Below are 25,488 nucleotides of genomic sequence, written 5' to 3'. Positions count from 1 at the left end.
CTACTTCCTTAACGTGGCGTTTAACCTTTCCTCGAGTGAGGTGAGGATTTTATGCGTCGCCGCATTGACCTCATCGTCGTTAAGAGTGCGCGATGGATGCTGCCAGGTCAAGCCAACTGCAAGGCTTTTTCTATGCGGATCAATGCCTTTACCCTGATAAACGTCAAATAGCCTGAGGTCTGTGAGCCATTCGCCTGCATTTTCTCGAATAACGTCGAGAACGGCAGTCGCTGGAACACCTTCATCAGCCAGCAGCGCCAGGTCACGTCGTACTTCAGGAAAGCGCGACAACTCCTGGAATTTAGGCATTTTACCCAGTGCAACTTCTGCCAGAACCAGCTCGAAAACAAAGACTGGACGATCCAGACCCAGGGTTTTCGACAATTCAGGGTGAATGGCACCGACGTAGCCTACTTCACGACCGTCGCGTTCGATGCGCGCAGTCTGGCCAGGGTGCAGTGCTGGATGCTTGCCCGGTACAAAAGTGAAAGCGTCGAGCGCACCGGCAAAACCCAGAACAGCCTCTACGTCCGCTTTAACGTCGAAGAAATCGACCACGTCACGACCTTGCGCCCAACCCTCAGGCAAGCGGCTACCGCAGACCACGCCTGCCAGCATCGGCTCTTGCTTCAGGCCATCGAGTTGACCGACGAAGCGCAAGCCGCTTTCGAACAGACGAACGCGATCCTGCTGACGATTGAGGTTGTGCTGCAACGATTTGACTAGGCCTGGCCACAACGACGCACGCATGGCGGCCATGTCGTTGGAGATAGGGTTCGCCAACAGCAATGGCTCAGCACCGGGGCTGAACAGTTCGAACTGTTTAGGATCGATGAAGCTGTAGGTAATTGCTTCCTGATAACCACGAGCGACCAATAGACGACGTAATTCAGGCAGATCGCTACGGGCTTCAGCTTTGGCTTGAGGCGCAAGACGCGCCTGCGGGTAGCGAACTGGCAGACGGTTGTAACCGTAAAGGCGCGCCAGCTCTTCGATCAGATCAACTTCAAGGCTGATGTCGAAGCGATGGCTTGGCACTTCAACACGCCACTGCCCTGCTGCTTCAGCAGAAACGGTCAAACCCAGGCCGGTCAAAAGCCCTTCGATTTCCGCAGGGTCCATTTTCAGACCCAGCATCTGCTCGATACGCTCGGCACGCAAAGTGACCGGTGCGATCGACGGCAGATCTTTTTCGCTGACAGCTTCGATTACCGGACCGGCTTCGCCACCGGTGATTTCCAGCAGCAGGCCAGTGGCTCGTTCCATCGCCTTGCGAGCCAACTGCCAGTCAACGCCACGCTCGTAGCGATGTGAAGCGTCGGTGTGCAGGCCATACGAACGGGCTTTACCCGCAACGGCGATCTGGTCGAAGAACGCACTCTCCAGGAACACATCACGAGTGGAGCTGGAAACACCGCTGTGCTCCCCTCCCATCACACCGGCGATTGCCAAGGCGCGCTGGTGGTCAGCAATCACCAGAGTGTCGGAACGCAGGCTGACTTCCTGACCGTCCAGCAGAACGAGCTTCTCGCCCTCTTCTGCCATACGCACACGGATGCCGCCATTGATTTCAGCCAGATCAAACGCATGCAATGGCTGACCCAGCTCAATCATCACGTAGTTGGTGATGTCGACTACTGCGTCGATGCTGCGAATATCGGAACGACGCAGACGCTCAACCATCCACAAAGGCGTGGGACGAGACAGATCAACATTGCGAATCACGCGCCCGAGGTAGCGTGGGCAGGCGTTGGTCGCCAGCACGTCAACCGGACGTACTTCATCGTGTGTTACCGCAACAGCAGCAACAGCCGGAACAGCCACCGGGGCCGCGTAGAGCGCGCCTACTTCGCGAGCCAGACCAGCCAGCGACAGGCAGTCGCCACGGTTGGGGGTCAGGTCAACTTCGATGCTGGCGTCATCCAGCTCAAGGTACACACGGAAGTCTTCACCCACCGGCGCATCGGCTGGAAGTTCCATCAGGCCGTCGTTGCCCTCGCCTACCTGAAGCTCGGATTGGGAACACAGCATGCCGTTGGACTCAACGCCACGCAGCTTGGCTTTCTTGATCTTGAAATCGCCCGGCAACTCGGAACCGATCATGGCGAATGGAATCTTCAGACCCGGACGCACGTTTGGCGCGCCGCAGACAACCTGAAAGGTTTCCGAGCCGTTGCTGACCTGGCATACGCGCAATTTGTCAGCATCGGGGTGTTGCTCGGTGCTCAGCACTTCGCCGACGACCACACCGCTGAATACACCCGCAGCCGGGGTGACGCTATCGACTTCAAGGCCGGCCATCGACAAACGAGCAACCAGCTCGTCGCGGGATACTTGCGGGCTTACCCAGCCGCGCAACCATTGTTCACTGAATTTCATCCTGCTCTCCAAAAAAATGCGTTACGGGCGACTCCGGTGCTCTGCGACAGCGGCTACTGGCGGGCTGCCGCGAAGCGCCTCAGCGAAATTGCGCGAGGAACCGCAAGTCGTTATCGAAGAACAGACGCAAGTCGTTGACGCCGTAACGCAGCATGGCCAGACGCTCCACGCCCATGCCGAAAGCAAAGCCCGAGAATTCTTCAGGATCAATGCCGGACATACGCAACACGTTTGGGTGAACCATGCCGCAACCCATTACTTCCAGCCAGCCAGTCTGTTTGCAGACACGGCAACCTTTACCGCTGCACATCACACATTCCATGTCGACTTCAGCAGAAGGCTCGGTGAACGGGAAGTAAGACGGGCGGAAACGCACGGCCAGTTCTTTTTCGAAGAACACCCGCAGGAACTCTTCGATAGTCCCTTTCAGGTCAGCGAAGTTGATATCGCGATCGACCAGCAGGCCTTCAACCTGGTGGAACATCGGCGAGTGAGTGATATCGGAGTCGCTGCGGTATACACGGCCCGGGCAAACAATGCGGATCGGCGGGCGCTGCGATTCCATGGTGCGGACCTGTACCGGCGAGGTATGGGTGCGCAACAACATGTTCGCATTGAAATAGAAGGTGTCATGCATCGAGCGGGCCGGGTGATGGCCTGGGATGTTGAGCGCTTCAAAGTTATGGTAATCGTCTTCCACCTCAGGGCCTTCGGCGATGCCGTAGCCAATGTGGGTGAAGAATTGTTCGATGCGCTCCAGAGTACGGGTAACCGGATGCAGACCGCCCGAGGTCTGGCCACGGCCAGGCAGGGTCACGTCAATGGACTCGGCGGCGAGTTTGGCGGCGAGATCCGCTTCCTCGAACGACGCCTTGCGGGCATTGAGAACCTCTGTGACACGCTCCTTGGCGACATTGATCAGGGCGCCGACTTGCGGACGCTCTTCTGCAGGCAAATTCCCCAGGGTCTTCATCACCTGAGTCAACTCGCCCTTCTTGCCAAGGTATTGAACCCGGATTTGCTCCAGGGCATTGATATCTTCAGCGCTCTGCACAGCCTCAAGAGCTTGCGAGACCAGCGCGTCCAGGTTTTCCATGTACAGACTCCAGATACGAAATAGGGGAAGAGCTTTAAGGCTCTTCCCCTATTTATGACGTTTAACACCGAGCCCCGGAAAACCGAGGCCCGGTGATTGTCGGGGACTTAGGCCAAAGTGGCTTTAGCTTTCTCGACAATCGCAGCAAACGCCGCTTTTTCGTTCACTGCCAGATCAGCCAGAACCTTACGGTCGATCTCGATGGACGCTTTTTTCAGGCCGGCGATGAAACGGCTGTAGGACAGACCGTTGATACGAGCACCAGCGTTGATACGAGCGATCCACAGAGCGCGGAACTGACGTTTTTTCTGACGACGGTCACGGTAGGCGTACTGGCCTGCCTTGATTACCGCTTGCTTGGCAACACGGAATACGCGTGAACGCGCGCCGTAGTAGCCTTTAGCAAGTTTCAGAATTTTTTTGTGACGCTTACGGGCAATGACGCCACGCTTTACACGAGCCATGAGTTACTTCCTCTATTCTTGATCAAAATTAACGAAGGCGCAGCATGCGCTCGACTTTTGCCACGTCAGACGGATGCAGCAAGCTGCTACCGCGCAGTTGACGCTTACGCTTGGTCGACATTTTGGTCAGGATGTGGCTCTTGAAAGCGTGTTTGTGCTTGATGCCGTTAGCAGTTTTCAAAAACCGCTTAGCTGCACCACTTTTAGTCTTCATCTTTGGCATGTTCGGATACTCCGCATTCAGTTGATAAACATAACCGCAAGGCCTGCCGTGCCCTGGTGGTTATTTCTTCTTTTTCGGGGCGATGACCATAATCAGCTGGCGTCCTTCCATCTTAGGATGCTGCTCAACGGAACCGTATTCGAGCAGGTCACCTTCAACCCGCTTCAACAGTTCCATGCCCAGCTCCTGGTGGGCCATCTCACGACCACGGAATCTCAACGATACCTTGGCCCTGTCCCCGTCACTCAGGAAACGTACCAGGTTGCGTAGTTTTACCTGGTAATCCCCTTCCTCCGTCCCTGGACGAAACTTGATTTCTTTAACCTGAATCTGCTTCTGGTTTTTCTTCGCGGCAGCAATCTGCTTCTTCTTCTCGAAGATCGATTTGCCGTAGTCCATCAGCTTGCAAACAGGGGGTACTGCATCGGCGGAAATTTCCACCAAATCCAGTTTGGCCTCTTCAGCCTTAAGAAGCGCGTCTTCAATTGACACAATCCCAAGCTGCTCGCCTTCAGCTCCAATTAACCGAACCTCGCGTGCCGAGATATTCTCGTTGATCGGGGCTTTCGGTGCAGCTCGTTTATCTTGTCTCATTTCACGCTTAATAATAATTACTCCGAATCTTGGCGACCACGCCGGGAAACCGCTTGTGCGAGAAATTCAGCGAATTGGGCGACCGGCATCGAGCCGAGGTCTGCACCTTCACGTGTCCGCACAGCGACAGTTTGCATTTCAACTTCCCGATCTCCAATCACGAGGAGATAAGGAACCTTGAGCAAAGTATGCTCACGGATTTTAAAGCCGATCTTTTCATTTCTCAAGTCGGACTTGGCACGAAACCCGCTTTCCGCGAGAATTTTTTCCACTTCAAGGGCAAAATCTGCCTGTTTATCAGTGATATTCATAATCACTGCCTGAGTGGGCGCCAGCCAGGCCGGGAACGCACCTTCATAGTGCTCGATCAGAATTCCGATGAAACGCTCGAAGGAACCGAGAATCGCCCGGTGCAACATGACCGGATGCTTACGGCTGTTGTCTTCGGACACGTATTCCGCGCTCAAACGGATCGGCAAGTTGAAATCGAGCTGCAGGGTACCACATTGCCAGACACGACCCAGACAGTCCTTCAACGAAAACTCGATTTTCGGACCGTAAAACGCGCCTTCGCCCGGCTGCAGATCATATGGCAGACCAGCACTGTCCAGAGCCGACGCCAACGCGCTTTCAGCGCGATCCCACAGTTCGTCGGAACCTACACGCTTCTCTGGACGAGTTGAAAGCTTCAGTTCGATGTCCTTGAAGCCAAAATCAGCGTACACATCCAGGGTCAGCTTGATGAACGCTGCGGACTCGGCCTGCATCTGATCTTCAGTACAGAAGATGTGCGCATCATCCTGAGTAAAGCCACGTACGCGCATGATCCCGTGCAACGCACCGGACGGCTCGTTACGGTGGCAGGCACCGAACTCGGCCAGACGCATTGGCAGCTCGCGGTAGCTTTTCAGGCCTTGATTGAACACCTGCACGTGGCAAGGGCAGTTCATCGGCTTGATTGCGTAGTCGCGGCTTTCTGACTCGGTGGTGAACATGTTGTCGGCGTAGTTCGCCCAGTGACCCGACTTCTCCCACAGGGAGCGATCGACGACCTGCGGAGTTTTGATCTCCAGATAACCGTTCTCGCGCTGCACCTTGCGCATGTACTGCTCAAGCACCTGGTACAAGGTCCAGCCCTGCGGATGCCAGAACACCATGCCTGGCGCTTCTTCCTGGGTGTGAAACAGGCCGAGGCGCTTGCCGATCTTGCGGTGATCGCGCTTCTCAGCTTCTTCGATCCGCTGGATGTAAGCAGCCAGTTGCTTCTTGTCAGCCCAGGCAGTGCCGTAGACACGCTGCAACTGCTCGTTCTTGGCATCACCACGCCAGTAGGCGCCCGACAGCTTGGTCAGCTTGAACGACTTTAGGAAGCGAGTGTTCGGCACGTGCGGGCCGCGGCACATGTCGACGTATTCTTCGTGGTAGTACAGACCCATGGTCTGCTGCTCTGGCATGTCTTCAACCAGACGCAGCTTGTAATCTTCATGGCGCGCAGTGAATACTTCGATCACTTCGGCACGCGGAGTGACCTTCTTGATGACGTCGTAATCTTTTTCGATCAACTGCTGCATACGCTGCTCGATCGCTGCCATGTCTTCAGGCGTGAACGGGCGCTCGTAAGCGATATCGTAATAAAAGCCGTCATCAATGACTGGGCCGATAACCATTTTTGCAGTCGGGTACAGCTGCTTGACTGCATGACCTACCAGGTGGGCGCACGAGTGGCGGATGATCTCCAGCCCTTCCTGGTCCTTGGGGGTAATGATCTGCAGACTGGCATCTTTTTCGATCAAATCGCTGGCATCGACCAGTTGGCCGTCGACTTTACCGGCGACGGTGGCCTTGGCCAGACCAGCACCAATGGAAAGCGCGACCTCGGCTACGGAAACCGGGTGATCGAATGAACGTTGACTGCCGTCGGGAAGAGTAATGGTGGGCATGGCGCCTCCTCTCCTAGTGGTGACCCCTACCAAAGGTCACGTGGGTTGGGATGAGCCAGTACGTGATCCGGTGGTATGCCTGCCTCACAGTGGCAGGAGCCTCGCGGCCAACCTTGAACCGAACCAGATGACTGGATTGAACAATAAAAAGCTGAACGACGAGGTTAGACAAGCTCTAGCCAGCAGCGAACAGATATAAAGGACGCGCATCCTATCACAGCTCAGCCCGAGCACATGCACGCCATATCACTTAATCACCGCCTCCAACACCCAGCCCAATAAAAAGCGCACTGAACTGGAGCGCCTCAAGGCCGTCAGATGGTTGTGTAACTCATAGCAATCCCGCTGTGCCTTATCGCTGTGCCTTATAAGGAGAACGCCATGAAGTTAAGTCTTTTCGCCCTGCTCGCCCCTATCGCACTCGCAGTGCCACTCAGTACCCAGGCAGCCATGAGCGCGCCAACCAAAACAAAATTTATCAACGACTGCGTCGCAACCGCGGGCCAGACGCTGGATCAGAAATCCGCAAAAGCCCATTGCGAGTGCGGCGCCGAACAAGTCAGCAAAAATTTCACCAGCGCTGAAATTGAAAAGATGAGCAATGCCAATCCGCCACCAACCCCTCAGCAAACAGCAAAAATGCGGGATTTAGTGGCTAAAAACTGCGCCGGACCAAAAAAATAATTGATATAGATGAATCTGGACTGTGACGCGGGGCGTACTACCCGCAAGTTAGCAGCGCTTTTCTGAAAGCCACGTAATACGTGCCTTGCAGCCCCGCTGTCGCAGCATGGACCTATGATTAATGTAGTTGAAAAGGTAAGTTCTAGGGACGTTATGCGGTTCCTTCTTACGACACTGACTCAAAGTTCTTACTGAAAAAGTTCTACATTCCCGCATTTCGACTATGATAGGCCGGTGTGCCCAGTTGGCCTGAGCAACACGTACACTGAAAAATTATGTTCTTGGAGATTCACCATGTCTAATCGCCAAACCGGCACCGTAAAATGGTTCAACGATGAAAAAGGCTTCGGCTTTATCACCCCACAGGGTGGCGGTGACGACCTGTTCGTACACTTCAAAGCTATCGAAAGCGACGGTTTCAAAAGCCTGAAAGAAGGCCAGACCGTTTCCTTCGTGGCTGAGAAAGGCCAAAAGGGCATGCAAGCTGCTCAGGTTCGTCCGGAGTAATCCGAGCGGTCTAAAAAAACCCCGTCACTGACGGGGTTTTTTTATGCCTGTAGCAAAACCACTCGACTCAACCGCAGTTAACCCGCACTACCTTGCCATTGGCGTCGGTATTCAGATTGACGCGATTAGAACGGTATTCCAGCGTGACCATGTCATTGGCACCGATGAATCGCGCATCCTGCGCCCCGGCCTTGGCCCGGGCTTGAGCCAGCAATGCAGCTGAAGCTTGCTGACCTACAGCGAACTGAGCACCAGCAGCGTCACAACGACCACTGGCGACGGGAGCATTCGGCTCTTGAGCTGCTGGCTCAGGCGTGCTGCTGCACCCTGCCATTAACGACAAAGCAACGACCAACCCGACTGACGATATTTTCCACGGCATACAGACTCCTTGACCGATAAACAAAAGCTGAACCCTTGCGACAGCATCCCAACCTATTCGTTGCAATACATGGCCAGTTAAATGCCATCAGGCCAGCCAGCTGAGCAGTCTGCCCGACCCACTCTGTGCACGCGAAAGCAAATCGTCACAAAACATGAGTAAACAGGCCTGAGGATTCCACGGCCACCAGTCAGCCCGCCTTAGGTAGCAGTGCTAAAAAGAATCTGAAGTGCTTTACTGCGCTCAGCGTTTGGCCATGCAGGTCACGCAGTTCATGGATCCCCTTACAGACGACGAGAAGAGGCAGTAATGGCAGTCGTATCTATCGATGCAGACATCAAGGCCAAATGGCCGCAGGGGCATTCATCACACAGCCCGGGAAACCCGGAAGAGCTGGCGATTATTGCAGTGGACTTGCTGGTGAAGGAGCTGGGAACTGAGGGCGCCCTTGCGTTCATCACTCAAGTGCTCGCCCGATACCCCAGCGAAACCGGTACAGCACAACGAGTGTCCTGAACCGGCCAGCCAAATGGCCGCTATTTGAGGCGTGATAACCGACTGGTCAGTAAGTCGAAAAAGCCCTGTGCGTCGCCGCTTTCGACCCAGAACACATTTTTATCCAGGCCCAGCGTGTCATACCAGTCAGCAACGGTCTGACCAAAACCTAAACCTTCGCGGCTGTCGATTGCCACGTTGATCTGCCTGCCGCTGAACAGCTCAGGCTTGAGCAACCATGCAATGACACTCGCGTCATGAACCGGTCCGCCTGGCAAACCGTAGTGAGCCATATCCAGTTTTACGTATTCGTTGAGAATACTGCCGACCAGTTTGCCTGCCTGATTATCCAGCGCAGCAATCTGCGCCAGACGCTGTTCGCTAGTCAGGATTTTGTGGGTTACATCCAGCGGCAGATAGGTCAGTTTGACACCGCTGGCCAGGACAACCTGAGCCGCATGGGGATCGGCGAACAGATTGAACTCGGCAACCGGTGTGATATTACCGCCATTGAAATGCGCGCCGCCCATCACCACGACTTCCTTGATGCCTTGGGTGATTTCCGGATCCTGCACCAGCGCCAACGCCAGATTGGTTTGCGGCCCGAGCATGGCAATGGTGATGCTGTGCGGCCTGGCCTTGCGCAACGTATCAATCAGATACTGCACCGCGTTACCCTGCGCCAGCCCTTGCGTTGGTTCATGCACGGGGACGCCGGGCAGCCCTTCCTGACCGTGAACATTCTCCGCGTAAATCGGTTTACGCACCAAAGGCTTCGAGGCCCCGGCATACACCGGCACGTCCTCACGGCCGGCCCACTCCCTTGCCAGCCGGGCATTGCGCGAAGTTTTGTCCAGCCGCACATTGCCCGCCACGGTCGTAATCGCCAGGACGTTCAACTCCTCGGGCGACGCCAGCGCAAGCAGCAACGCCACCACGTCATCAGCCCCAGGGTCAGTATCGATAATCAAATCGCGCTTTTCCGCGGCCTGGGTAACGCTCGCACTGAGAATGGACAATAGCAGCAGGCTCCGAAGCAACTGTGTGAAAGGTAACTGTTTGACGAGATGCAAAAGGTGCATAAAGAACTCCCTGTTCCAGAAAAGCGTCCTTGCGGACAGTCAGAAAACCACACCGGCAACCAATGCAATGTTGCTGTATGGCTCAAATTCGCCAGTACGGACGATTGCTCTCGCGCTTTTGCTCAAGGCCTTCAGCGCCTCGTGACTGAGCAGACGCTGCTCACCCAGATCACCATCCAGATTCAAACCTTCGATAACACTCAGGGCTGGCGGCTTCTTGAACATGATTTCCTCAGCCAGCACATGGCTTTCGACCTGCATTTCACTCAGGACGGTATCCAGCACGCTGGCGAAATCGGCTACGCCACGGGTGAGCGCCAGATCAATCAATTCAACGCCTGCCGGGATTGGCATGCCTGCGTCGACAATCATCAGGATATCGCCATGCCCCAGAGAGGCGATGACTCGGGACAGTGCGATGTTGAGCAGCGGTGTTTTTTTCATGTAAAAGCGAACCTTTGGACTTCAGCGCTATCGGGGATGGAGGGCTGCGCGCCAGCACGGGTTACAGATATTGCCGCAGCCTTCTGCGCGAAACGAATCGCGTCAGCTTCGGTGTGGCCTTGAGCGAGCGCAGCAGCGAAACCGCCAACAAATGTATCACCAGCAGCCGTACTGTCGACCGCAGTAACGCGCGGCGCAGGAAAATGCTCGCTCCCCTGTCCTGACGCCAGCAATGCCCCCTGCTCCCCCAGCGTGATGATGACCTTGCTCGCACCCGAAGCCAGCAGGGACTGTGTTGCGCGCTCTGCCGACGCCACCGAGTCCACTGCGATACCGCTCAGAATAGCCGCCTCGGTTTCGTTGGGAATCAGATAGTCGATCAACGAATACCACTGATCAGGCAATGCAGCGACCGCCGGAGCGGGATTGAGGATCACTGTCTTGCCCAACTCCCGCGCTCGACGCAGTGCATGCGCAACGGTAGGCAATGGCACTTCCAACTGACAAATAACGACCTGTGCAGCGCCGAGCAGAGCATCGAAGCGGTCAATGACATCCGGCGTGAGGCGACCGTTGCCCCCCGCGACAATAATGATCGCGTTCTGGCCATCGGCATCCACCACGATTGAAGCAATGCCAGTAGAAACATCAGCGACAGTGGTCAATCCTTGGCAGTCAATCTGCTCAGCCAGCAGAGCATTACGCAGTTGCTCGCCATAGGCGTCATCACCGACGCAGCCAATCATTGCCACACGCGCACCCAGCCGGGCCGCCGCAACGGCCTGGTTGGCGCCCTTGCCGCCCGATACGGTGGCGAATGAATCGCCGCTCAGGGTTTCCCCAGGCCCCGGCAATCGTTGCGCACGTGTGACCAGATCCATATTCAAGCTGCCGATCACCACTACCTGGGCGGACGACACGTCAGAATTCTTTTTCGCATTCATCGTTATGACTCGACGTAGTTATGACTCAACGTAATTCATAGAGCGGCGGTGCCGTAGACTCACGCAGCACGATGCTTGGCGCAACGACACGCTGCTCGGTTGCATCCTCGAACACGCCAGTGATGCGCCTTAAAAGCATCTGCGCGGCACTCTCGCCCAGCGAGACAATCGACTGCCCGACCGTCGTCAAGGCTGGGTATACATAGCGGCTCATTTCTATATCGTCGAACCCCACCACGGAGAGATCCCTTGGCACGCGGACATTACGCTCGGCAGCGGCGCGCAATACGCCGATTCCGATCATGTCATTTCCGGCAAAAATAGCGGTCGGTGGCTTACCTGCCAACAGGCTGACAGCCGCCTGATAACCACCCGGGCTGGTGTAGTCGCTTTCGATGACCCAATGAGGATCGACGTGAATGCCCGCCTCAGCCATCGCCCGCTCGTAACCTTGCAGCCTCAACCGTGCCACGCTGGTTTGCGCGGGACCATGAATACAGGCGATATGGCGATGCCCCAAATCAAGGAGATGACGAGTCGCCAGATAACCGCCCAGTTCGTGATCAATACGCACGAGATCAGCGTCGATACCTTCAAGTTCGCGGTCAACCACCACCATGGGCGTACGCACACCTGCGAGACCGCCGTCCAGCCCGGGATCCCCGCCCACCGAGGACACGATCAGCCCGTCGACGCGCTTCTCCAGCAACACCCGCAAATAGCCACGCTGTTTATCTGCATTGTCATCGCAGTTGCACAGGATCACGCAGAAACCGTTGCGCTCGCAGTAATCCTCAATGCCTCGGGCCAGCTCGGCGAAATACGGGTTGACACCATTCGGTATCAGCAAGCCGATGGTCGATGTGGACTTTGCCTTGAGGGAGCGCGCCACGGCACTGGGTACATAATCCAGCTGCCGAATGGCCGCCTCGACCTTGATCCTGACTTGATCGCTTACAGGCCGGGAATTGTTCAAGACATGAGAAACCGTCGTGTAAGAAATACCGGCCAGCGCCGCCACATCCTTGATTGTTGCCATGTCAGACCTGGCGCTTTGCGCGGTGACTGCGATAAGTGTCGAGCACTACGGCGATGACGATTACCGCACCGGTGATAATCCGCTTGGTTGGCTCCGTGGCACCGATTTGCGCCAACCCGGCTGCCAGCACCGAAATGATCAACACACCAAAGAAAGTGCTGATGATCGAACCACGTCCGCCCATCAAACTGGTGCCACCAATGACCACCGCGGCGATCACCTGCAACTCCAGCCCCGAGCCCGCGTTGGGATCGGCGGCTTCCAGACGGGAAATCTGGAACAGCGCCGCGACGCCCGCCAACAGGCCCATCATTGAGAACACCAGAATCTTGTATGGCTTGGGGTTGATGCCCGCCAGACGCACGGCCTCTTCGTTGGTACCAATGCCGATCAAGTAGCGTCCAAATACGGTGCGGGTGAGTAGCGCCTGCGCGGCAAAAATCACCAGCAAGGCAATGACAAACGAGGGGGAGATACCGAAGGCGAACGGGTTAGATAACCAGGCGTAGGCATCACCAATGTAGGCGGTGCGCGAATCGGTCATCTGGTAAGCAACACCGCGGGCCATCTCCAGCACACCCAGAGACACGATAAATGAAGGGATTCGCCAGGCGACCGTGATCGAGCCGGTAAGCGTGCCCGCCAGTGTGGCGCAGGCCATGCCCAACAACGCAGCCGGGAAAATACTCCAGCCCCAGCCAAGAATCGCCACGCTGACGGCGGAAGCTGCCAGAGCGAGCACCGACCCCACGGACAGATCAATGCCGCCGATAATCAGCACGAATGTCATACCTACCGCCAGCACCATCAGATCAGGAATCTGATTGGCGATGGTGCTGAACGTGTTGTACGAGAGAAAGTGATCGCTGAGCAGTGAGAACAGGACGATCATTGCCAGCAAGGCACCCGCAAGGCCCAGGTAGGTTCCCAGACCGAAATAAGTACCGCCACGTTTTGCCGGTGCGGAAAGAGCCTGTGAAGGGGTAGAGGTTTTCATCAAGCAGTCCTCGGCGCCGCTTCACTGAGCAGCGCGTCGCGTTTTTGATAGCCGGCAAATGCGGCGGCAAGCAGTTCGTCCTGGGTCCAGCTGTCGCGTTCGAAGGTATCGATCAGACGCCCTGCAGACAGCACGCCGATGCGATCACAGATCAACATCAGCTCACGCAGATCACTGGAGACCACGATCAGTGCCCTGCCCTGACGGGTCAGTTCGCCAAGCAGGCCGTAAATATCGAACTTGGCCCCTACATCAATGCCGCGGGTGGGTTCATCAAACAGCATGATCGGGCAATCGCGCTCCAGCCAGCGCCCGATAACCACCTTTTGCTGATTGCCCCCGGACAGCTCTGAAACCAGTTGCGCCGGACCAGAACTGCGAATACGCATGGCATCAATCTGCCGTTTTGCCAGGCTCGCTTCATCGTGAGCGTTGACCAGCCCGCCAGCCGATACCGCATCCATATTGCCCAAGGCGATATTGGCGCTGATGGACTGAGTCAACAGCAGCCCTTCGCCCTTACGATCTTCGGTAATCAGCGCGATGCCCTCGCGAACTGCGTCAGCAGGAGAGCGAATCGACACCACCCGAAGCGGGTTACCCAGTTCGATGCTGCCGCTGTCGGCCAGATCTGCGCCATAGATCAGGCGCAAAAGCTCGGTACGCCCAGCGCCGATCAACCCGGAAATGCCGAAAATTTCACCTTTGCGGACCTGGAATGAAACGTCCCGGACCTTTCCGCCACGCCCCAGACCTTTGACATTCAGGGCCACCTCACCAATCTGACGGGTTCCCAGATCAATCTTGTCACCCAGCTCCCGGCCGACCATCAACGTCACCAACTGCTCACTGCTGTAATTGGCGATAGCATCGACGCACACCAGCTTGCCGTCACGCAGCACGGCAATACGTTGCGCAACACGCTGCAACTCTTCAAGGCGGTGAGAGATGTAAATGATCGACACGCCGCGCGCCTGCAGACGGGTGATCTGCTCGAACAACATCTCGACTTCCCGGGCCGTCAGCATGGCCGTAGGCTCATCCAGTATCAGGACACGACAGTCACCGATCAGGTTGCGGGCAATCTCCACCATCTGCTGATGACCGATGCCTAGCTCACTGACCAGCGTATCCGGATCAATAGCGTCCAGCCCGACTTGAGCCATGGCCTTGATCGCGTCTTCACGCAGACGCTTGCGATTGATCCAGCCTGCACGACGCGGCAAGTTGTCGAGAAACAGGTTTTCTGCAACAGACAGGGTGGGCAGCAGATTGAGCTCCTGCATCACCATGCGCACGCCAAGCTTCTCTGCCTGCGTACGGTTTGCTGGCTGATAACTTTCCCCTTGAAATTGCATCTGCCCGGTAGTCGGCGTTTCCAGCCCGCCTATGATTTTCGAAAGGGTACTTTTACCGGCGCCATTCTCACCCGTGAGAGCGAGCACTTCACCACGCATCAACGTCAGGTCAATGTCGCCCAGCACGGGTTGCGCGTAGGTCTTACCTATACCGCTGACAGACAGCACGGCGGTTTGATCAGAAACCGACATAAAACTCTCCATGCACCTGCCCGATACGGGCAGATGCAGTCATTCGGCGAAGGGGTTACGGTTTGGATTTGGTGATCAGAGTCACCGGCGTTTCGATGACGCCATTAACAGTCTCGACCTTTTCACCCTTGAGAATTTTCAGGGCTGCGTCGATGCCGAACATGGCTTGCCTGGCGGCGAATTGATCGGCGGTAGCCAGCACGCGGCCGTCTTCGATCATAGGTTGAATCGCCTTGATGTTGTCGTAGCCAACCACTTTGACCTGCCCCGCCTTGCCTGCTGCACGAACGGCAGACACAGCGCCCAGCGCCATGCTGTCATTTCCGGCCAGCAGGGCTTTGAGATTCGGATGCGCATTAAGCATGGCCGAGGCAACCGCGTTGCCCTTGTCGATCTCCCAATTGCCAGACTGTACCGAGACGATCTTCATCTGCCTGGCTTCCATGGCGTCCTTGAATCCAGCTGTGCGCTGTTGAGCATTGGTGGTAGTCGGAACACCTTCAATAATCCCGACTTCATCACCCGGATTCAGGTCACGGGCCAGGTATTCACCCACCAGCTTCGCTCCCTTGCGGTTGTCAGGGCCCACAAACGGAACACTGATACCCTTGCTTTTCAGCACATCGGCATCAAGCTGGTTGTCGATGTTCACTACGGTAATACCCGCATCCATGGCCTTCTTGATGACCGGCACCAACGCTTTGGAATCTGCCGGGGCAATAACCAGCGCGTTGACCTTGGAAACGATCATCTGCTCGACGATGCGAATCTGATTGGACGTGTCCGACTCGTCCTTGATGCCATTGGAAATCAGGTCAAACTTGTCGGCGTTTTCTTTCTGATAAGCCTTGGCGCCATCTTCCATGGTGCGGAAGAATTCATTGGCAAGGGACTTCATGACCAGCGCGACTTTGGGCTTGTCCGAAGACTCAGCCGATAAAGCCGGGAGAGAGGTACTAGCGGCAACAGCAGCGAGCATAGCGACGGCAAGAACGCGTCCAGCAAATGGCAGCTTCATAGGTACACTCCGATCTTATGATTATTGTGTCGGGCAACACTTGACGCCCCCGGTCACGGACCATGGCGCAAACGTTTGCGAGATACGAACTATGAGAACCGGCGAAGGGATTGTCAACGCCCGGAAAAGCTAAAATCGAGGAGGGATTTATACCGTGATGTTCAGACCACCGCTTCGGTCCAGCTCTTTGAACAGCGAACCGGACATCAGCAATATGGTCCCGGTGATGGCTGATATCTGATTTTGAAAGCTCGCCACAACCGCGTTCCGGGCGGCGAGATTTGAATAGGAGGCGTTTTCCGCGGCTCGCATTTTACTTCGCAGATCACGCAACTGCGATTGAAGTTCGGCCAGACGCTTGAGCATCTGTTTTGCCGATGCACTCAGATTATCGGAGATATCGCCGCTCACCTGTTTGTCCCCGAGGGCGGTGCTATCGACCTTCTTCTCGTCTTCTGACAAGGCTTCTGCGCTTGCTGCGGAGCCTGCATTGACACTGAATGTAGATGCTGAGAAACCAAGCTCGGAAATAGTCATTACCGTCATCCTGAAAATTCGAGTCCTGCTTCAGCAATCGGCCTGTTCAGATTTTTCTTGAGGATTGAATGCCCAGCGGCGACCGCCAGACTATGCGCAATCACACAAACCCAAGAATTTGTTCCTACAGCAGAGTTGCGAAACGGCCCACAGTGAAATACTGTATGCTCGTACAGCAACCCAAGGAACCTTTCCGTGGCAAATCCAGGCGCAGCAACTCAATCCCTCCCCAACTCTTACGAACGTCTAGGCGTGCGAGTGCAAAAGATCATCAATTCGCCGACGGCGCAAAAAGCCAAAGCAGCATTGATATTCCGCCTGCCGGACGAAGTTGAGGACGAATGGAATCAGTTGCTTGAAGAGATCGCGGAAAACGACAACGTAACCCTCGCCTATCGGGATGATGGCGGCGTGCAAATTTTCTGGACAGTGCCGAAGGAAGATTGACGGCATGATTGTGCGATTTTTTACCCTGCTTTGTACGACACTGCTCCTCACCACTTCACTCACTGCTACTGCCGAAGCGCCCCACACCTTCAGCCAGGCTAAAAAGGTTGCCTGGGGTCTCTATTCGGCTCAGTCCACCGAGTTTTACTGTGGCTGTAAATACAGCGGTAATAAAGTCGATATCGCTGGCTGCGGTTACGTTCCGCGCAAAAATGCAACTCGGGCCAAACGCATTGAGTGGGAACATATTGTCCCCGCATGGCAGATCGGCCACCTGCGCCAGTGCTGGCAGAACGGTGGACGCAAGAATTGCACGAAAAACGACAAGGTTTTTCAGCAAGCCGAAGCCGACCTGCACAACCTGGTGCCTAGTATTGGCGAGGTCAATGGCGACCGAAACAACTTCAGTTTTGGCTGGCTTCCAACCCAGACCGGTCAGTACGGTTCCTGCTTGACGCAGGTTGATTTCAAGGCCAAGAAGGTCATGCCACGGCCTTCCATTCGCGGCATGATCGCGCGCATTTACTTCTATATGAGCAAGCAGTACAACCTGCGTTTGTCACGTCAGGATCAGCAGTTATACCAGGCCTGGAACAAGACTTATCCCGTCGAAAGCTGGGAGCGCCAGCGCAATCAGCGAGTCGCCTGCGTGATGGGTCGAGGCAATGAGTTCGTGGGCCCGGTGGACCTGAAAAGCTGCAGCTAAACGACTATCACGAAGGGCGTTGAGGGGCTTGTCCAGAGCCCCTTGAGCCACGTGAAAAAACACATCACCGCTCATCGGAGATGTGTACAAATATGTCTAAATCAGTGTAATTCTCGTCTTCCCTTTTTCAGACAAAAGGACATCTGGAGCAGCAGTACGATTCATGGCCGCTTGAAGTTCTTTGCAAGCCTGTATCGATCTCTAAATGAACTGGTAGCACGCTGTTGAGCCTCCTCGGCTCAAGCTTCCAGGTACCAGGAAGTACGCATTTTCAGAGATGTATCTCGACATCCCACAGGCAGGGGGCAATGATGAACGATCAGACGGATTTTGAAATTCATTATCAGTTTCGCGGCGAACCTCGGCACTTTTCTCATCAGGCACTACAGCTCTGCGAAAGCGATGCGCTGCACATTGCAACGCTGCACGCGGGCGTCTGGCAGCTAGACGACAGCGTTGCTACAGGACCGATCAGACCGGCGCTTCTTCAGGCAGAGATACTGGGCGTAACCCAGGTGCACTGGAAAAAAACACGCAAGGAAGAGAAAGTCTAAACAAAACGATTTCGAGGCGGTCCCACTTATCAAGCAGCGCTCATCAAACCAGCAACGCGAGGTAAGCATGACCATCGATAAAGACCTTGAAAAAGAAGTCCTGACCCGACTACTGCACGCCCACCCCACTGGCCTGGGCAAAGAAGTGCTGGACAACTATCGGGGGGAGAACGCAGTCGCGGACACCCTGGAGCATTTGCAGAAAGACGGCCTTATCCATGATGGCAGTGTTGATTCGACGGGCAAAGCGGGCCGCTCGTTGCATTACCCGATCAAGCTCAGCTCTGCTGGAGTTGTTGCGGCAAAGGCCTACGACGCGTAGCAGTACATCTAGCCCGACCTGCTCCAGGTCGGGCTTTTTTACGTCAGATTTCCGGGTATTCGCCCGTGCCTTCCGGCCATGGAGTCAACAGCTCAAACCCCGTCTCGGTCACCGCGACCATATGTTCCCACTGGGCAGACAACGACAAGTCTCTGGTCAGGACTGTCCAGCCATCCGGCAGGACTTTGGTGCCTGGCTTGCCTGCGTTGATCATGGGCTCGATGGTGAACACCATGCCTGGTTTGAGTCTCATCCCCTTGCCCTGAGCGCCGTAATGCAGGACTTGAGGATCTTCGTGATAATTACGTCCAATCCCGTGCCCGCAATACTCACGAACGACACTGAAACCTTCGCGATGCGCAACCGTCTGGATGGCATGCCCGATATCACCCAGCGTTGCACCTGGACGCACCGCGTGAATGCCCGCACGAGTAGCTTCATAGGTGGTATGTACCAGACGCTTTGCCAGCGGGCTGACCTCGCCCACGAAATACATCCGGCTGGTATCGCCATACCAACCGTCTTTGATAACAGCGACATCAATATTGATGATGTCGCCATCCTTGAGAATGTCTGACGCCGACGGTATACCGTGGCATACCACTGCGTTGGGTGAGATGCAGGTCGTTTTGGTAAACCCGTGATAGCCAACATTGGCAGGAATCACTTTCAGCTCTTTGACGATGTACTCATTACAGATATCGTCCAGCGCCTCGGTACTGATGCCTGCTTTTACATGCGGCGTGATCATGGCCAGAACGTCAGCAGCCAACCTGCCGGCGATTCGCAACTGAACCAGATCTGCTTCACTTTTGATGCTGACAGGGCCGCTCATCGAGAAGCTACCTGTGGCTGGGACTGAACAGGCGAGATATCGAAGGTCTGCGCACTCAAAACAATGCCATCGGCATTTTCAGTACGAATCAACATCTGGCAAATCTCGCTGTAGTTCAGCGCCGGGTGCAACTCGCTAAGCATGCCGACACGCATCCAGTGCTCAGCCTGAGCATTGATCGAACGGCTAAGCGCGGCACTTGCCGCGCGAATATTGGCGTGCATATGTTCGGAAATCTTGACCAGACCCATAATTCACCTCGAATGGAATATATGAAGCATATACGTTTCATATACAGCCAATCAAGTACAGGTGAGCTCCCTGACTCTCTGCCAGCCTCGATCACGACACCTGGCGAACCTCATCATTCGTCTCACAGTGGTATAAAGCTCAAGAGCCACTTCCATCAGGTTGAAAAAAGCTCAATCATTCGCGCCTATGCTTTGCATCAGGCGCGGTCTGGAGAATCAAGCGTGGCAAATTTCCTGCTGGGCTGGTGCGTGGTTTCGCTGTTCGGCACACTGCTGGCGTTGCGCTTGATACGCAGCGGGAAGAGTCGTCATGCCCGCTCGGCCGAAATAGCTGAAACTGAGCAGGATGCACCTGCAGACACTGAAGTCAGTCAGCCGCCAGCCGACTATGACATTCAACCGGGTGCCGGGCGTTGACGATAGCCATGGATACCAGAGGCTCGTAGACGTTGAACTGACGAAGCGCCGCCGCCAGGGCCAGAAAATCCTCGCGCTGCATTTCATCCATGCCAGCGATGATGGATATGTGATCAGTTGAAGTATTTGCAACGCATTCAAGGGACATGGCGACCGCCTCTTTCAAATTACTGTTTAAACATACAGTATTTGGATCAGCGTCATAACGCAAGCCAGAGGACGACGAACGGCGATGCTGCCGATCAGTCGCCCCGTCCGTTTTTGGGCTGAACGCCTACACAGCGGCGAGTGCTTGCAGGTTTTCCCACTCCGCGAGCGAAATCTCGATGCCGCCCGCAAGCGATTTTGCCCGTTCCACATATCGCCGATCACCCGGCATGCGCTCCTGCCCCACACCTTGCATCTGCCTGACCAGCTCCTCGCTACGCATTGCGAAGTGTTGGCCGCTGCCTTTATCCGGGTCTATCACAATCAGCAATTGCCCGGTCCAGGGAGTTTGCGCGCCCGGGTGTCCGGACCAATCGAATTCGAACGAGAAATTGCCGCCGGTGAGCGCAGCTGCAAGCAACTCAACCATCATCGACAGTGCAGATCCCTTATAGCCTCCGAACGGCAGAAGCGCCCCGCCCTCCAGGATCGCTTTGGGGTCTTGAGTAGGTTGCCCGGCGCGGTCAACGCCCATTCCGGCAGGCAAGGTGCGACCCGCTCGCGCAGCAATCTGCACGTCGCCGTTGGCAATGGCGCTGGTCGCCAGATCAAAAACAATCGGCTCCCCGCCTGCGCGAGGCGCAGCGAAGGCTATCGGATTAGTGCCAAACAGAGGTTTCTGTGCGCCATGGGGCACCACACATGTCATGCTATTGACCACGCTCAGCGCAACCAGCCCCTGTTCGGCAAAAGGCTCTACATCAGGCCATAACGCCGCAAAGTGGTGAGAGCTACGAATGGCCAGGATCGCGATACCGGCACTTTTTACTTTTTCGATCAGCAATGGCGTGGCAGCCGCCAACGCTGGCTGCGCAAAACCGTTGGCCGCATCCACGCGGATAAACCCAGCCGCTACGTCTTCGACTACCGGCACCGCCTTACCGTCGACCCAGCCACTGGCCAGTGATGACAAATAACCGGGAATGCGAAAAATGCCGTGGCTGTGAGAGCCGTCGCGCTGGGCACTTGCGCAGTTTTTCGACAACACCTTAGCCACTTCCTCCGAAGTGCCATGGCGCACAAATATCTTCCGCAGTACCTCGGTTAACTCGGTGAAGCCAAGGGTATGCATCTGATTGTCATGGGGTGCAGACATTGAAGACTCCAGAGGTCAGCGTTAACAACAGGAAGAGTGTCGTGACGATTGTCGAGGTTAACGCTCACCCTTGAAGAGGTGAATCTACACCATCAGTTTTGATCCAGACGCTTCTGAAAAAAGTAACGTCGATGCCCCGGTGGATAATCGTTAATTTGACCGCACTCGTTATAACCGAGGCTTCTGTAAAATTCAGGCGCCTGAAAATCGAACGTATCAAGCCATATACCTGTGCAGTTTTTCTCACGCGCCAGGTCTTCAGCCATTGCCATCAGACGCACGCCAAGCCCCTGCCCCCGGGCTTGTTCCGGCACTACCAGCAACTCGATGAACATCCAGCTATAAAAAATGCTGCCCTTCAACCCGCCGAGAACCTCGTCGCCTTGTTCATCCTTGACTAGCAGTGCGAACTTCTCCGCCCCGGACTGGCCTGCCTTGGCGACGTTGTAGGCGCGCAAGGGCGTTAGGATTGCCGATACTTCTTCTTCAGTAGGACTGGAGGTGTGTTCGATACGCACGTTCATCCATGGCTCCGTGAGAGGTTGTATATGAAAACCGACAGTTTAATACCGCAGAGCACTTAACAGGAGTGCTTAAACAATGCGTTAACGCGAATCGACCGCTATTACCCAAAAAATGGGCTGATGCGTTGATATTCAATAGCCACAACTGTTCTCCCCCGCTCCCACGCGCATGTAGAATACTCCTACAGCCGGAGTACCAATGAGCGACCCAATTCTCAGCGAAGCCGAATACGATGCCATCACCGATGCCGCAGCACATTGGTGCATGCGCATGCACGCCAGTGATTGCACGGCAGACGAGCGCCAGGCGTTTGAACAATGGCTACATGCGCATCCGCTGCATACCGTTGAATATGAAGCGATGCTGGAAATCTGGGATATCTCCGAGCAGGTGGTGCCGGTCAATCCATTGCCTGCCGACAACAATGTCGTGCGATTGCGCAATAACCCGGCAACCAAAGCGCCCGGTAAAACCTGGCGTAATTATGCCGTTGCAGCCGCCATCGTTGCGCTCGCCGTGCCAGTGGCAGGTTACATAGGCTGGAATCAGGGCTGGCTGCCGAATGCTTATGACAGTTATGAAGCCAACGGCAGTACCCGCCTCGTCACCATGGCAGACGGTAGCCGTGTGGAACTGAACCTGGGAACCCGTCTGACTTTCGCCAACTACAAGGATCGACGCAGTGTAGTGCTGGACAAGGGCGAGGCGTTCTTCGAGGTCAGCCACGATGCCCAGCATCCGTTTGTGGTGAAAGCGGGCCAAGGCAGCGTCAAGGTCACCGGCACCAAATTCAACGTCTGGATGTATCAGGATCAGGTCCGGGTGATGCTGCTGGAAGGGTCAGTGCAAGTGGTCAGTGACAGCTCCCAACCGGGTAGCGGGTATCGCCTTGAACCCGGCATGCAGGCGAGCTACAAGAGTGGCGACTTCGAACCGCAGATCAGCGAAACCTACGCCAATGACAACATTCTGGCCTGGCGCAACGGCAAGCTGGTGATCAATAACCTGCCCTTGGCGCAGGCGCTGCCACTGATCAACCGCTATCTGCCACAACCGGTTTTGCTCGCTGACAATGCCACCGGCGCGATCCGCATCGGCGGCAGTTACAACACGCAGGACATGGTCGGTCTGGTGGCGTCGCTGCCCAAGGTCTTGCCCGTGACAGTGACCCGAAACAACGAAGGCAACCAGGTCATCAACAGACGACCTGGTGTTACGCCGAGGGGCTAGCCTGACAATCCCCTGAAGCAGGAGCAGCTCCCTATGGGAACTGAGCCTGGTTTGGGCGGCATTCCGACGATAAGACTGGACGCGATCTAAACAGATCCGAACCAGCCTTATCGCCGCCCTGAGATTACCTCTGCCCTTCCTTGATCACTTGCAACTGATAAGCAGGGTCTGCCGTGATCTGCTGCTCGGTGAATGGCAACACAGCCCATTGTTTTTTAGAGAACGCCTCGGTCTGATCCCGACGATGCGGCGATGTATCACGAGTTGACTCCGAGGGCGCCAGCAAGCCCTGAGCCTGCGGGCCGCGCTCATCGAAACTCACCACTTGCAAATAGCTGCTGCCACTGACGACTTCACGCTTGCCATCAGGACGCGGCACGGTCTGCATCGCGTTGTAAACGCCCAGAACAGCCGGACCACCGTGGATTGGCGTCTGCTGCTGGCCCGCAGTAGAGACTTGAATATCGCCCCAGTGAGTTTCTTCGGTCACACCAGCTTTACTCAGCTGTTCCGCCGACGCCAGCACCGCTGCATGCAGCGCATGCGTTACACCGGCTTGACGCAAATCCAGACCGCGAGGTGTGTGGACCGGATTGGCCGGGTCAAAGGCAATTCGCCAGGCATTCGGAACAGTCTGCAGCGCCTTGGCGATGTTTTGAAAATGCACGAACCCCACGCCTGCATCCAGATTGGCACTGCGATCCCACTGACGCATGCTCGTGCAAACACTTTTGACCGTTGCAGCGTCAGGTCCGGAGTAACCAGCACAGTACTGCAGCAGATCATCCAGCACTCCACCGGCCTCGGCGAGATACACCCGGTTATCCATGACCATGGCCTGCAGGTCCGCGATGCTAACCTTGCCAGCCTGCTGCAGGCTGCCGAGCCGATCCACGGCAAAACGTGTACGCGGCCCAAGCGGCTGGGCATCACGGCTGATCAGTGGCGAAAAGCCCGTCAATGGCTGTGCCGGGTTGGTCATCCACGCCGAATCATTGGAGTTCTGCAGATAATCGCTACGGCTTAACATTGGCAAGGCTGAGCTTGGGAAGATCCCCGGCTGTGCGGCTGACATATCGTTGTCCCAGGCGCAGGCCTTGCGCGAGCCATCCAGCACGATCATCTCCAAACCAGCAGAAGGATCGCTGCATTGCGCCAGCTTTTGGCTGCTGACATTCGGGACAACCGAAAAATTGGTGTAGAGCGTCTGCCCCTGATCGTCTACGGCTAACGTATTGACCCAAGGGATGCCCTGAATTTTCTGCAACGCGTTTTTCAACTCCGCAAGGTTTCTGGACCGGTTCATCGCATACCACTGCTGCATGACCCGATCATTGCCAAGGTTTGCGTCGCGTAAGCTATAGGCATATTCACGGTTCCAGTCCAGCTTGCCCGGCCACTGCACCACGGGGCCAAACTCGGACTGATAAATCTCGCGGGTTTGCTGCTGCGGCTTGCCATCCTTGTCGCTCAGCATGACGCTGACCCGGGTCTTTTGCAGCGGGCGCGATTGCCCGTCAACCAGATAACGAGTGGGGTCCTTGGGATCAAGCTTTAGCCGGTACAGGGTGAAGTGTTTGGAGGTGTCCACCGTATGGGTCCAGGCCAGGTGCTGGCTGAAGCCGATATTGATCAACGGCAACCCCGGCAGCGCGGCCCCCATGACATCGAGCTTGCCGGGTATGGTCAGGTGCATCTGATAGAAACGCATGCCGCCCACCCACGGGAAATGTGGGTTGGCCAACAACATGCCTCGGCCATTTTCAGATCGGTCACGACCAATCGCCACAGCGTTACTCCCCCTCTCCAGAGCAAAGTCCTGATCATGGGCGAGAGCACTGGTGAACGACGTCGAATCCATTGAGTGACTGGCGACGCTAGCAGCGGGCGGTGCGGCGGCGGCAAGGGCTTCGGCAAAACGCCCTACGCCGCCTTCTACCAGAAGGCGGCGGGTGAGTTTGACCTGATCGTCGGTGGTGATCGGACGCAACCACTGCGCCTGCAAACATTCGCCCTGATTACCGGCTTGTCGCGTCTCCGTCAGAAACCGGTTATACCCCGCGACATACCCCTCGACCAATTGCCGGACCTGTGGCGTCTGGGCCTTCCAGAACGCGGCCACAGCCTGAGGCGTATTCAGCCAGTTGAAGAACACATCGCTGGCCATGTTATTGCGCTGCTCGGTGGTCTGCTTCTCGGGACCAAAGTAACGCGAGCGCTCGCCGTTTACCGTGACCACTTCATTGGCCAGCAGGCAGAGGTTGTCCTGCGCGTAGGCGTAACCAATTCCGTAGCCAAGACCGCGCTCGTTTTGCGCGCGGATATGCGGCACCCCGAACGTCGTCCGACGAATCTCTGCGCCAGCCTGACCCTTAGGTAACTGCGCATGAGCACTGAGACTCAGGCCAAACAACAATCCGCAAATACACAACGTCGGCACGCGCTTGAAAATGATCACTCTGACTCCTGATGGCTGGCTTGTGGACAGGCACAGCCTTGACGGGCTGTCGCTCAGTTAAAGAC

30 protein-coding genes are annotated in these 25,488 nt (G+C 55.9%); 9 read left to right on the top strand and 21 right to left on the bottom strand.

All coding sequences use genetic code 11. The features are described 5' to 3' along the window. The 6 genes from pheT to thrS all read right to left on the bottom strand — a co-directional run bounded on the left by pheT (position 1) and on the right by thrS (position 6,696). Positions 1–2,379 carry a phenylalanine--tRNA ligase subunit beta gene (gene pheT, locus AUC61_RS16795; RefSeq protein ID WP_243247324.1) on the bottom strand — a complete coding sequence of 793 codons (2,379 nt, stop codon included), beginning with the start codon at positions 2,377–2,379 and terminating at the stop codon, positions 1–3. 79 nt (positions 2,380–2,458) lie between these two features. After that, positions 2,459–3,475: a phenylalanine--tRNA ligase subunit alpha gene (gene pheS / locus AUC61_RS16790; protein WP_122664527.1), complete on the bottom strand. Its 1,017-nt coding sequence runs from the start codon at positions 3,473–3,475 to the stop codon at positions 2,459–2,461. Between the two features lie 107 nt (positions 3,476–3,582). Next, a complete protein-coding gene (gene rplT, locus AUC61_RS16785) occupies positions 3,583–3,939 on the bottom strand; it encodes a 50S ribosomal protein L20 (RefSeq protein WP_007905879.1) in 357 nt (118 codons plus the stop codon). A gap of 28 nt (positions 3,940–3,967) precedes the next feature. Then, positions 3,968–4,162: a 50S ribosomal protein L35 gene (gene rpmI / locus AUC61_RS16780; protein WP_002553160.1), complete on the bottom strand. Its 195-nt coding sequence runs from the start codon at positions 4,160–4,162 to the stop codon at positions 3,968–3,970. Between the two features lie 60 nt (positions 4,163–4,222). Beyond that, entirely contained in the window at positions 4,223–4,774 is a 552-nt protein-coding gene (gene infC / locus AUC61_RS16775) for a translation initiation factor IF-3 (RefSeq protein ID WP_172435341.1), read from the bottom strand. Further along, complete coding sequence (gene thrS / locus AUC61_RS16770) at positions 4,774–6,696, bottom strand: threonine--tRNA ligase (protein WP_243247323.1); 1,923 nt, start codon at positions 6,694–6,696, stop codon at positions 4,774–4,776. Before thrS ends, infC begins: the two co-directional genes overlap by 1 nt. Before the next feature lie 381 nt (positions 6,697–7,077). Between thrS and AUC61_RS16765 the strand changes: the two genes are divergently transcribed. Then, positions 7,078–7,380, top strand: a complete 303-nt coding sequence (locus AUC61_RS16765) for a hypothetical protein (protein WP_243247322.1) — start codon at positions 7,078–7,080, stop codon at positions 7,378–7,380. A 294-nt stretch (positions 7,381–7,674) separates the two neighbouring features. Continuing rightward, positions 7,675–7,887, top strand: a complete 213-nt coding sequence (locus AUC61_RS16760) for a cold-shock protein (protein ID WP_003179963.1) — start codon at positions 7,675–7,677, stop codon at positions 7,885–7,887. Positions 7,888–7,954: 67 nt separating this feature from the next. Here AUC61_RS16760 and AUC61_RS16755 read toward each other — a convergent pair whose 3' ends face one another. Continuing rightward, entirely contained in the window at positions 7,955–8,269 is a 315-nt protein-coding gene (locus AUC61_RS16755; RefSeq protein WP_243247321.1) for an I78 family peptidase inhibitor, read from the bottom strand. Between the two features lie 309 nt (positions 8,270–8,578). Here AUC61_RS16755 and AUC61_RS16750 point away from each other — a divergent pair, with 309 nt between their 5' ends. Next, a complete protein-coding gene (locus tag AUC61_RS16750) occupies positions 8,579–8,785 on the top strand; it encodes a hypothetical protein (RefSeq protein WP_243247320.1) in 207 nt (68 codons plus the stop codon). A 20-nt stretch (positions 8,786–8,805) separates the two neighbouring features. Here AUC61_RS16750 and AUC61_RS16745 read toward each other — a convergent pair whose 3' ends face one another. The 8 genes from AUC61_RS16745 to AUC61_RS16710 form a co-directional block, all read right to left on the bottom strand. Next, entirely contained in the window at positions 8,806–9,846 is a 1,041-nt protein-coding gene (locus AUC61_RS16745) for a nucleoside hydrolase (protein WP_243247319.1), read from the bottom strand. A gap of 39 nt (positions 9,847–9,885) precedes the next feature. After that, positions 9,886–10,290 (bottom strand): D-ribose pyranase, encoded by a 405-nt coding sequence (rbsD, locus tag AUC61_RS16740; protein ID WP_243247318.1) that lies wholly within the window; start codon positions 10,288–10,290, stop codon positions 9,886–9,888. After that, positions 10,287–11,210, bottom strand: a complete 924-nt coding sequence (gene rbsK / locus AUC61_RS16735; RefSeq protein WP_340163298.1) for a ribokinase — start codon at positions 11,208–11,210, stop codon at positions 10,287–10,289. Before rbsK ends, rbsD begins: the two co-directional genes overlap by 4 nt. 49 nt (positions 11,211–11,259) lie before the next feature. Continuing rightward, entirely contained in the window at positions 11,260–12,273 is a 1,014-nt protein-coding gene (locus AUC61_RS16730; protein WP_243247317.1) for a LacI family DNA-binding transcriptional regulator, read from the bottom strand. Position 12,274: 1 nt separating this feature from the next. Beyond that, the gene (locus tag AUC61_RS16725) at positions 12,275–13,270 is read right to left on the bottom strand and encodes an ABC transporter permease (protein ID WP_422765425.1); all 996 of its coding nucleotides are present in this window, start codon (positions 13,268–13,270) and stop codon (positions 12,275–12,277) included. Then, positions 13,270–14,820, bottom strand: a complete 1,551-nt coding sequence (locus AUC61_RS16720; RefSeq protein WP_243247315.1) for a sugar ABC transporter ATP-binding protein — start codon at positions 14,818–14,820, stop codon at positions 13,270–13,272. Before AUC61_RS16720 ends, AUC61_RS16725 begins: the two co-directional genes overlap by 1 nt. 55 nt (positions 14,821–14,875) lie before the next feature. Then, entirely contained in the window at positions 14,876–15,838 is a 963-nt protein-coding gene (locus AUC61_RS16715) for a sugar ABC transporter substrate-binding protein (protein ID WP_243247314.1), read from the bottom strand. A 147-nt stretch (positions 15,839–15,985) separates the two neighbouring features. Continuing rightward, a complete protein-coding gene (locus AUC61_RS16710; protein ID WP_243247313.1) occupies positions 15,986–16,375 on the bottom strand; it encodes a hypothetical protein in 390 nt (129 codons plus the stop codon). 195 nt (positions 16,376–16,570) lie between these two features. Here AUC61_RS16710 and AUC61_RS16705 point away from each other — a divergent pair, with 195 nt between their 5' ends. The 4 genes from AUC61_RS16705 to AUC61_RS16690 all read left to right on the top strand — a co-directional run bounded on the left by AUC61_RS16705 (position 16,571) and on the right by AUC61_RS16690 (position 18,404). After that, a complete protein-coding gene (locus AUC61_RS16705) occupies positions 16,571–16,822 on the top strand; it encodes a DUF1654 domain-containing protein (protein ID WP_422765423.1) in 252 nt (83 codons plus the stop codon). 4 nt (positions 16,823–16,826) lie between these two features. Further along, on the top strand, positions 16,827–17,528 hold the full coding sequence (locus AUC61_RS16700; RefSeq protein ID WP_243247312.1) for an endonuclease: 702 nt from the start codon (positions 16,827–16,829) through the stop codon (positions 17,526–17,528). Between the two features lie 311 nt (positions 17,529–17,839). Then, a complete protein-coding gene (locus tag AUC61_RS16695) occupies positions 17,840–18,082 on the top strand; it encodes a DUF6555 family protein (RefSeq protein ID WP_243247311.1) in 243 nt (80 codons plus the stop codon). Positions 18,083–18,149: 67 nt separating this feature from the next. After that, positions 18,150–18,404, top strand: a complete 255-nt coding sequence (locus AUC61_RS16690) for a hypothetical protein (RefSeq protein WP_243247310.1) — start codon at positions 18,150–18,152, stop codon at positions 18,402–18,404. A 43-nt stretch (positions 18,405–18,447) separates the two neighbouring features. Here AUC61_RS16690 and map read toward each other — a convergent pair whose 3' ends face one another. Together map and AUC61_RS16680 are read right to left on the bottom strand one after the other, a co-directional pair. Then, positions 18,448–19,239, bottom strand: coding sequence for a type I methionyl aminopeptidase (gene map / locus AUC61_RS16685; RefSeq protein WP_243247309.1), 792 nt, complete (start codon positions 19,237–19,239; stop codon positions 18,448–18,450). Continuing rightward, positions 19,236–19,490 carry a ParD-like family protein gene (locus tag AUC61_RS16680; protein WP_243247308.1) on the bottom strand — a complete coding sequence of 85 codons (255 nt, stop codon included), beginning with the start codon at positions 19,488–19,490 and terminating at the stop codon, positions 19,236–19,238. The genes map and AUC61_RS16680 overlap by 4 nt, the downstream gene beginning before the upstream one ends. Positions 19,491–19,712: 222 nt before the next feature. On the opposite strand from AUC61_RS16680, the gene AUC61_RS16675 reads away from it, so the two are divergent. Continuing rightward, positions 19,713–19,907 carry a hypothetical protein gene (locus AUC61_RS16675; protein WP_243247307.1) on the top strand — a complete coding sequence of 65 codons (195 nt, stop codon included), beginning with the start codon at positions 19,713–19,715 and terminating at the stop codon, positions 19,905–19,907. On the opposite strand, the gene AUC61_RS16670 is transcribed toward AUC61_RS16675, so the two are convergent. From AUC61_RS16670 to AUC61_RS16660, 3 genes are all read right to left on the bottom strand, one after another. Continuing rightward, positions 19,858–20,055 carry a hypothetical protein gene (locus tag AUC61_RS16670; RefSeq protein WP_243247445.1) on the bottom strand — a complete coding sequence of 66 codons (198 nt, stop codon included), beginning with the start codon at positions 20,053–20,055 and terminating at the stop codon, positions 19,858–19,860. The genes AUC61_RS16675 and AUC61_RS16670 overlap by 50 nt on opposite strands. A gap of 126 nt (positions 20,056–20,181) precedes the next feature. Continuing rightward, entirely contained in the window at positions 20,182–21,210 is a 1,029-nt protein-coding gene (locus AUC61_RS16665) for an Ldh family oxidoreductase (protein WP_243247306.1), read from the bottom strand. A gap of 92 nt (positions 21,211–21,302) precedes the next feature. Next, positions 21,303–21,734, bottom strand: a complete 432-nt coding sequence (locus AUC61_RS16660; RefSeq protein WP_243247305.1) for a GNAT family N-acetyltransferase — start codon at positions 21,732–21,734, stop codon at positions 21,303–21,305. A 199-nt stretch (positions 21,735–21,933) separates the two neighbouring features. On the opposite strand from AUC61_RS16660, the gene AUC61_RS16655 reads away from it, so the two are divergent. Further along, the gene (locus AUC61_RS16655) at positions 21,934–22,965 is read left to right on the top strand and encodes a FecR family protein (protein ID WP_243247304.1); all 1,032 of its coding nucleotides are present in this window, start codon (positions 21,934–21,936) and stop codon (positions 22,963–22,965) included. 124 nt (positions 22,966–23,089) lie between these two features. Here AUC61_RS16655 and pvdQ read toward each other — a convergent pair whose 3' ends face one another. Continuing rightward, positions 23,090–25,423: a bifunctional acylase PvdQ gene (pvdQ, locus tag AUC61_RS16650; RefSeq protein ID WP_243247303.1), complete on the bottom strand. Its 2,334-nt coding sequence runs from the start codon at positions 25,421–25,423 to the stop codon at positions 23,090–23,092. Between the last annotated feature and the right edge of the window lie 65 nt (positions 25,424–25,488).

The sequence above is a fragment of the Pseudomonas maioricensis genome, assembly GCF_022790535.1.
GTDB classification, from domain to species: Bacteria; Pseudomonadota; Gammaproteobacteria; order Pseudomonadales; family Pseudomonadaceae; genus Aquipseudomonas; species Aquipseudomonas maioricensis.
The sequence above is the reverse complement of the archived record's forward strand: the minus strand, read 5'-3'. Positions and strand labels throughout refer to the sequence as shown.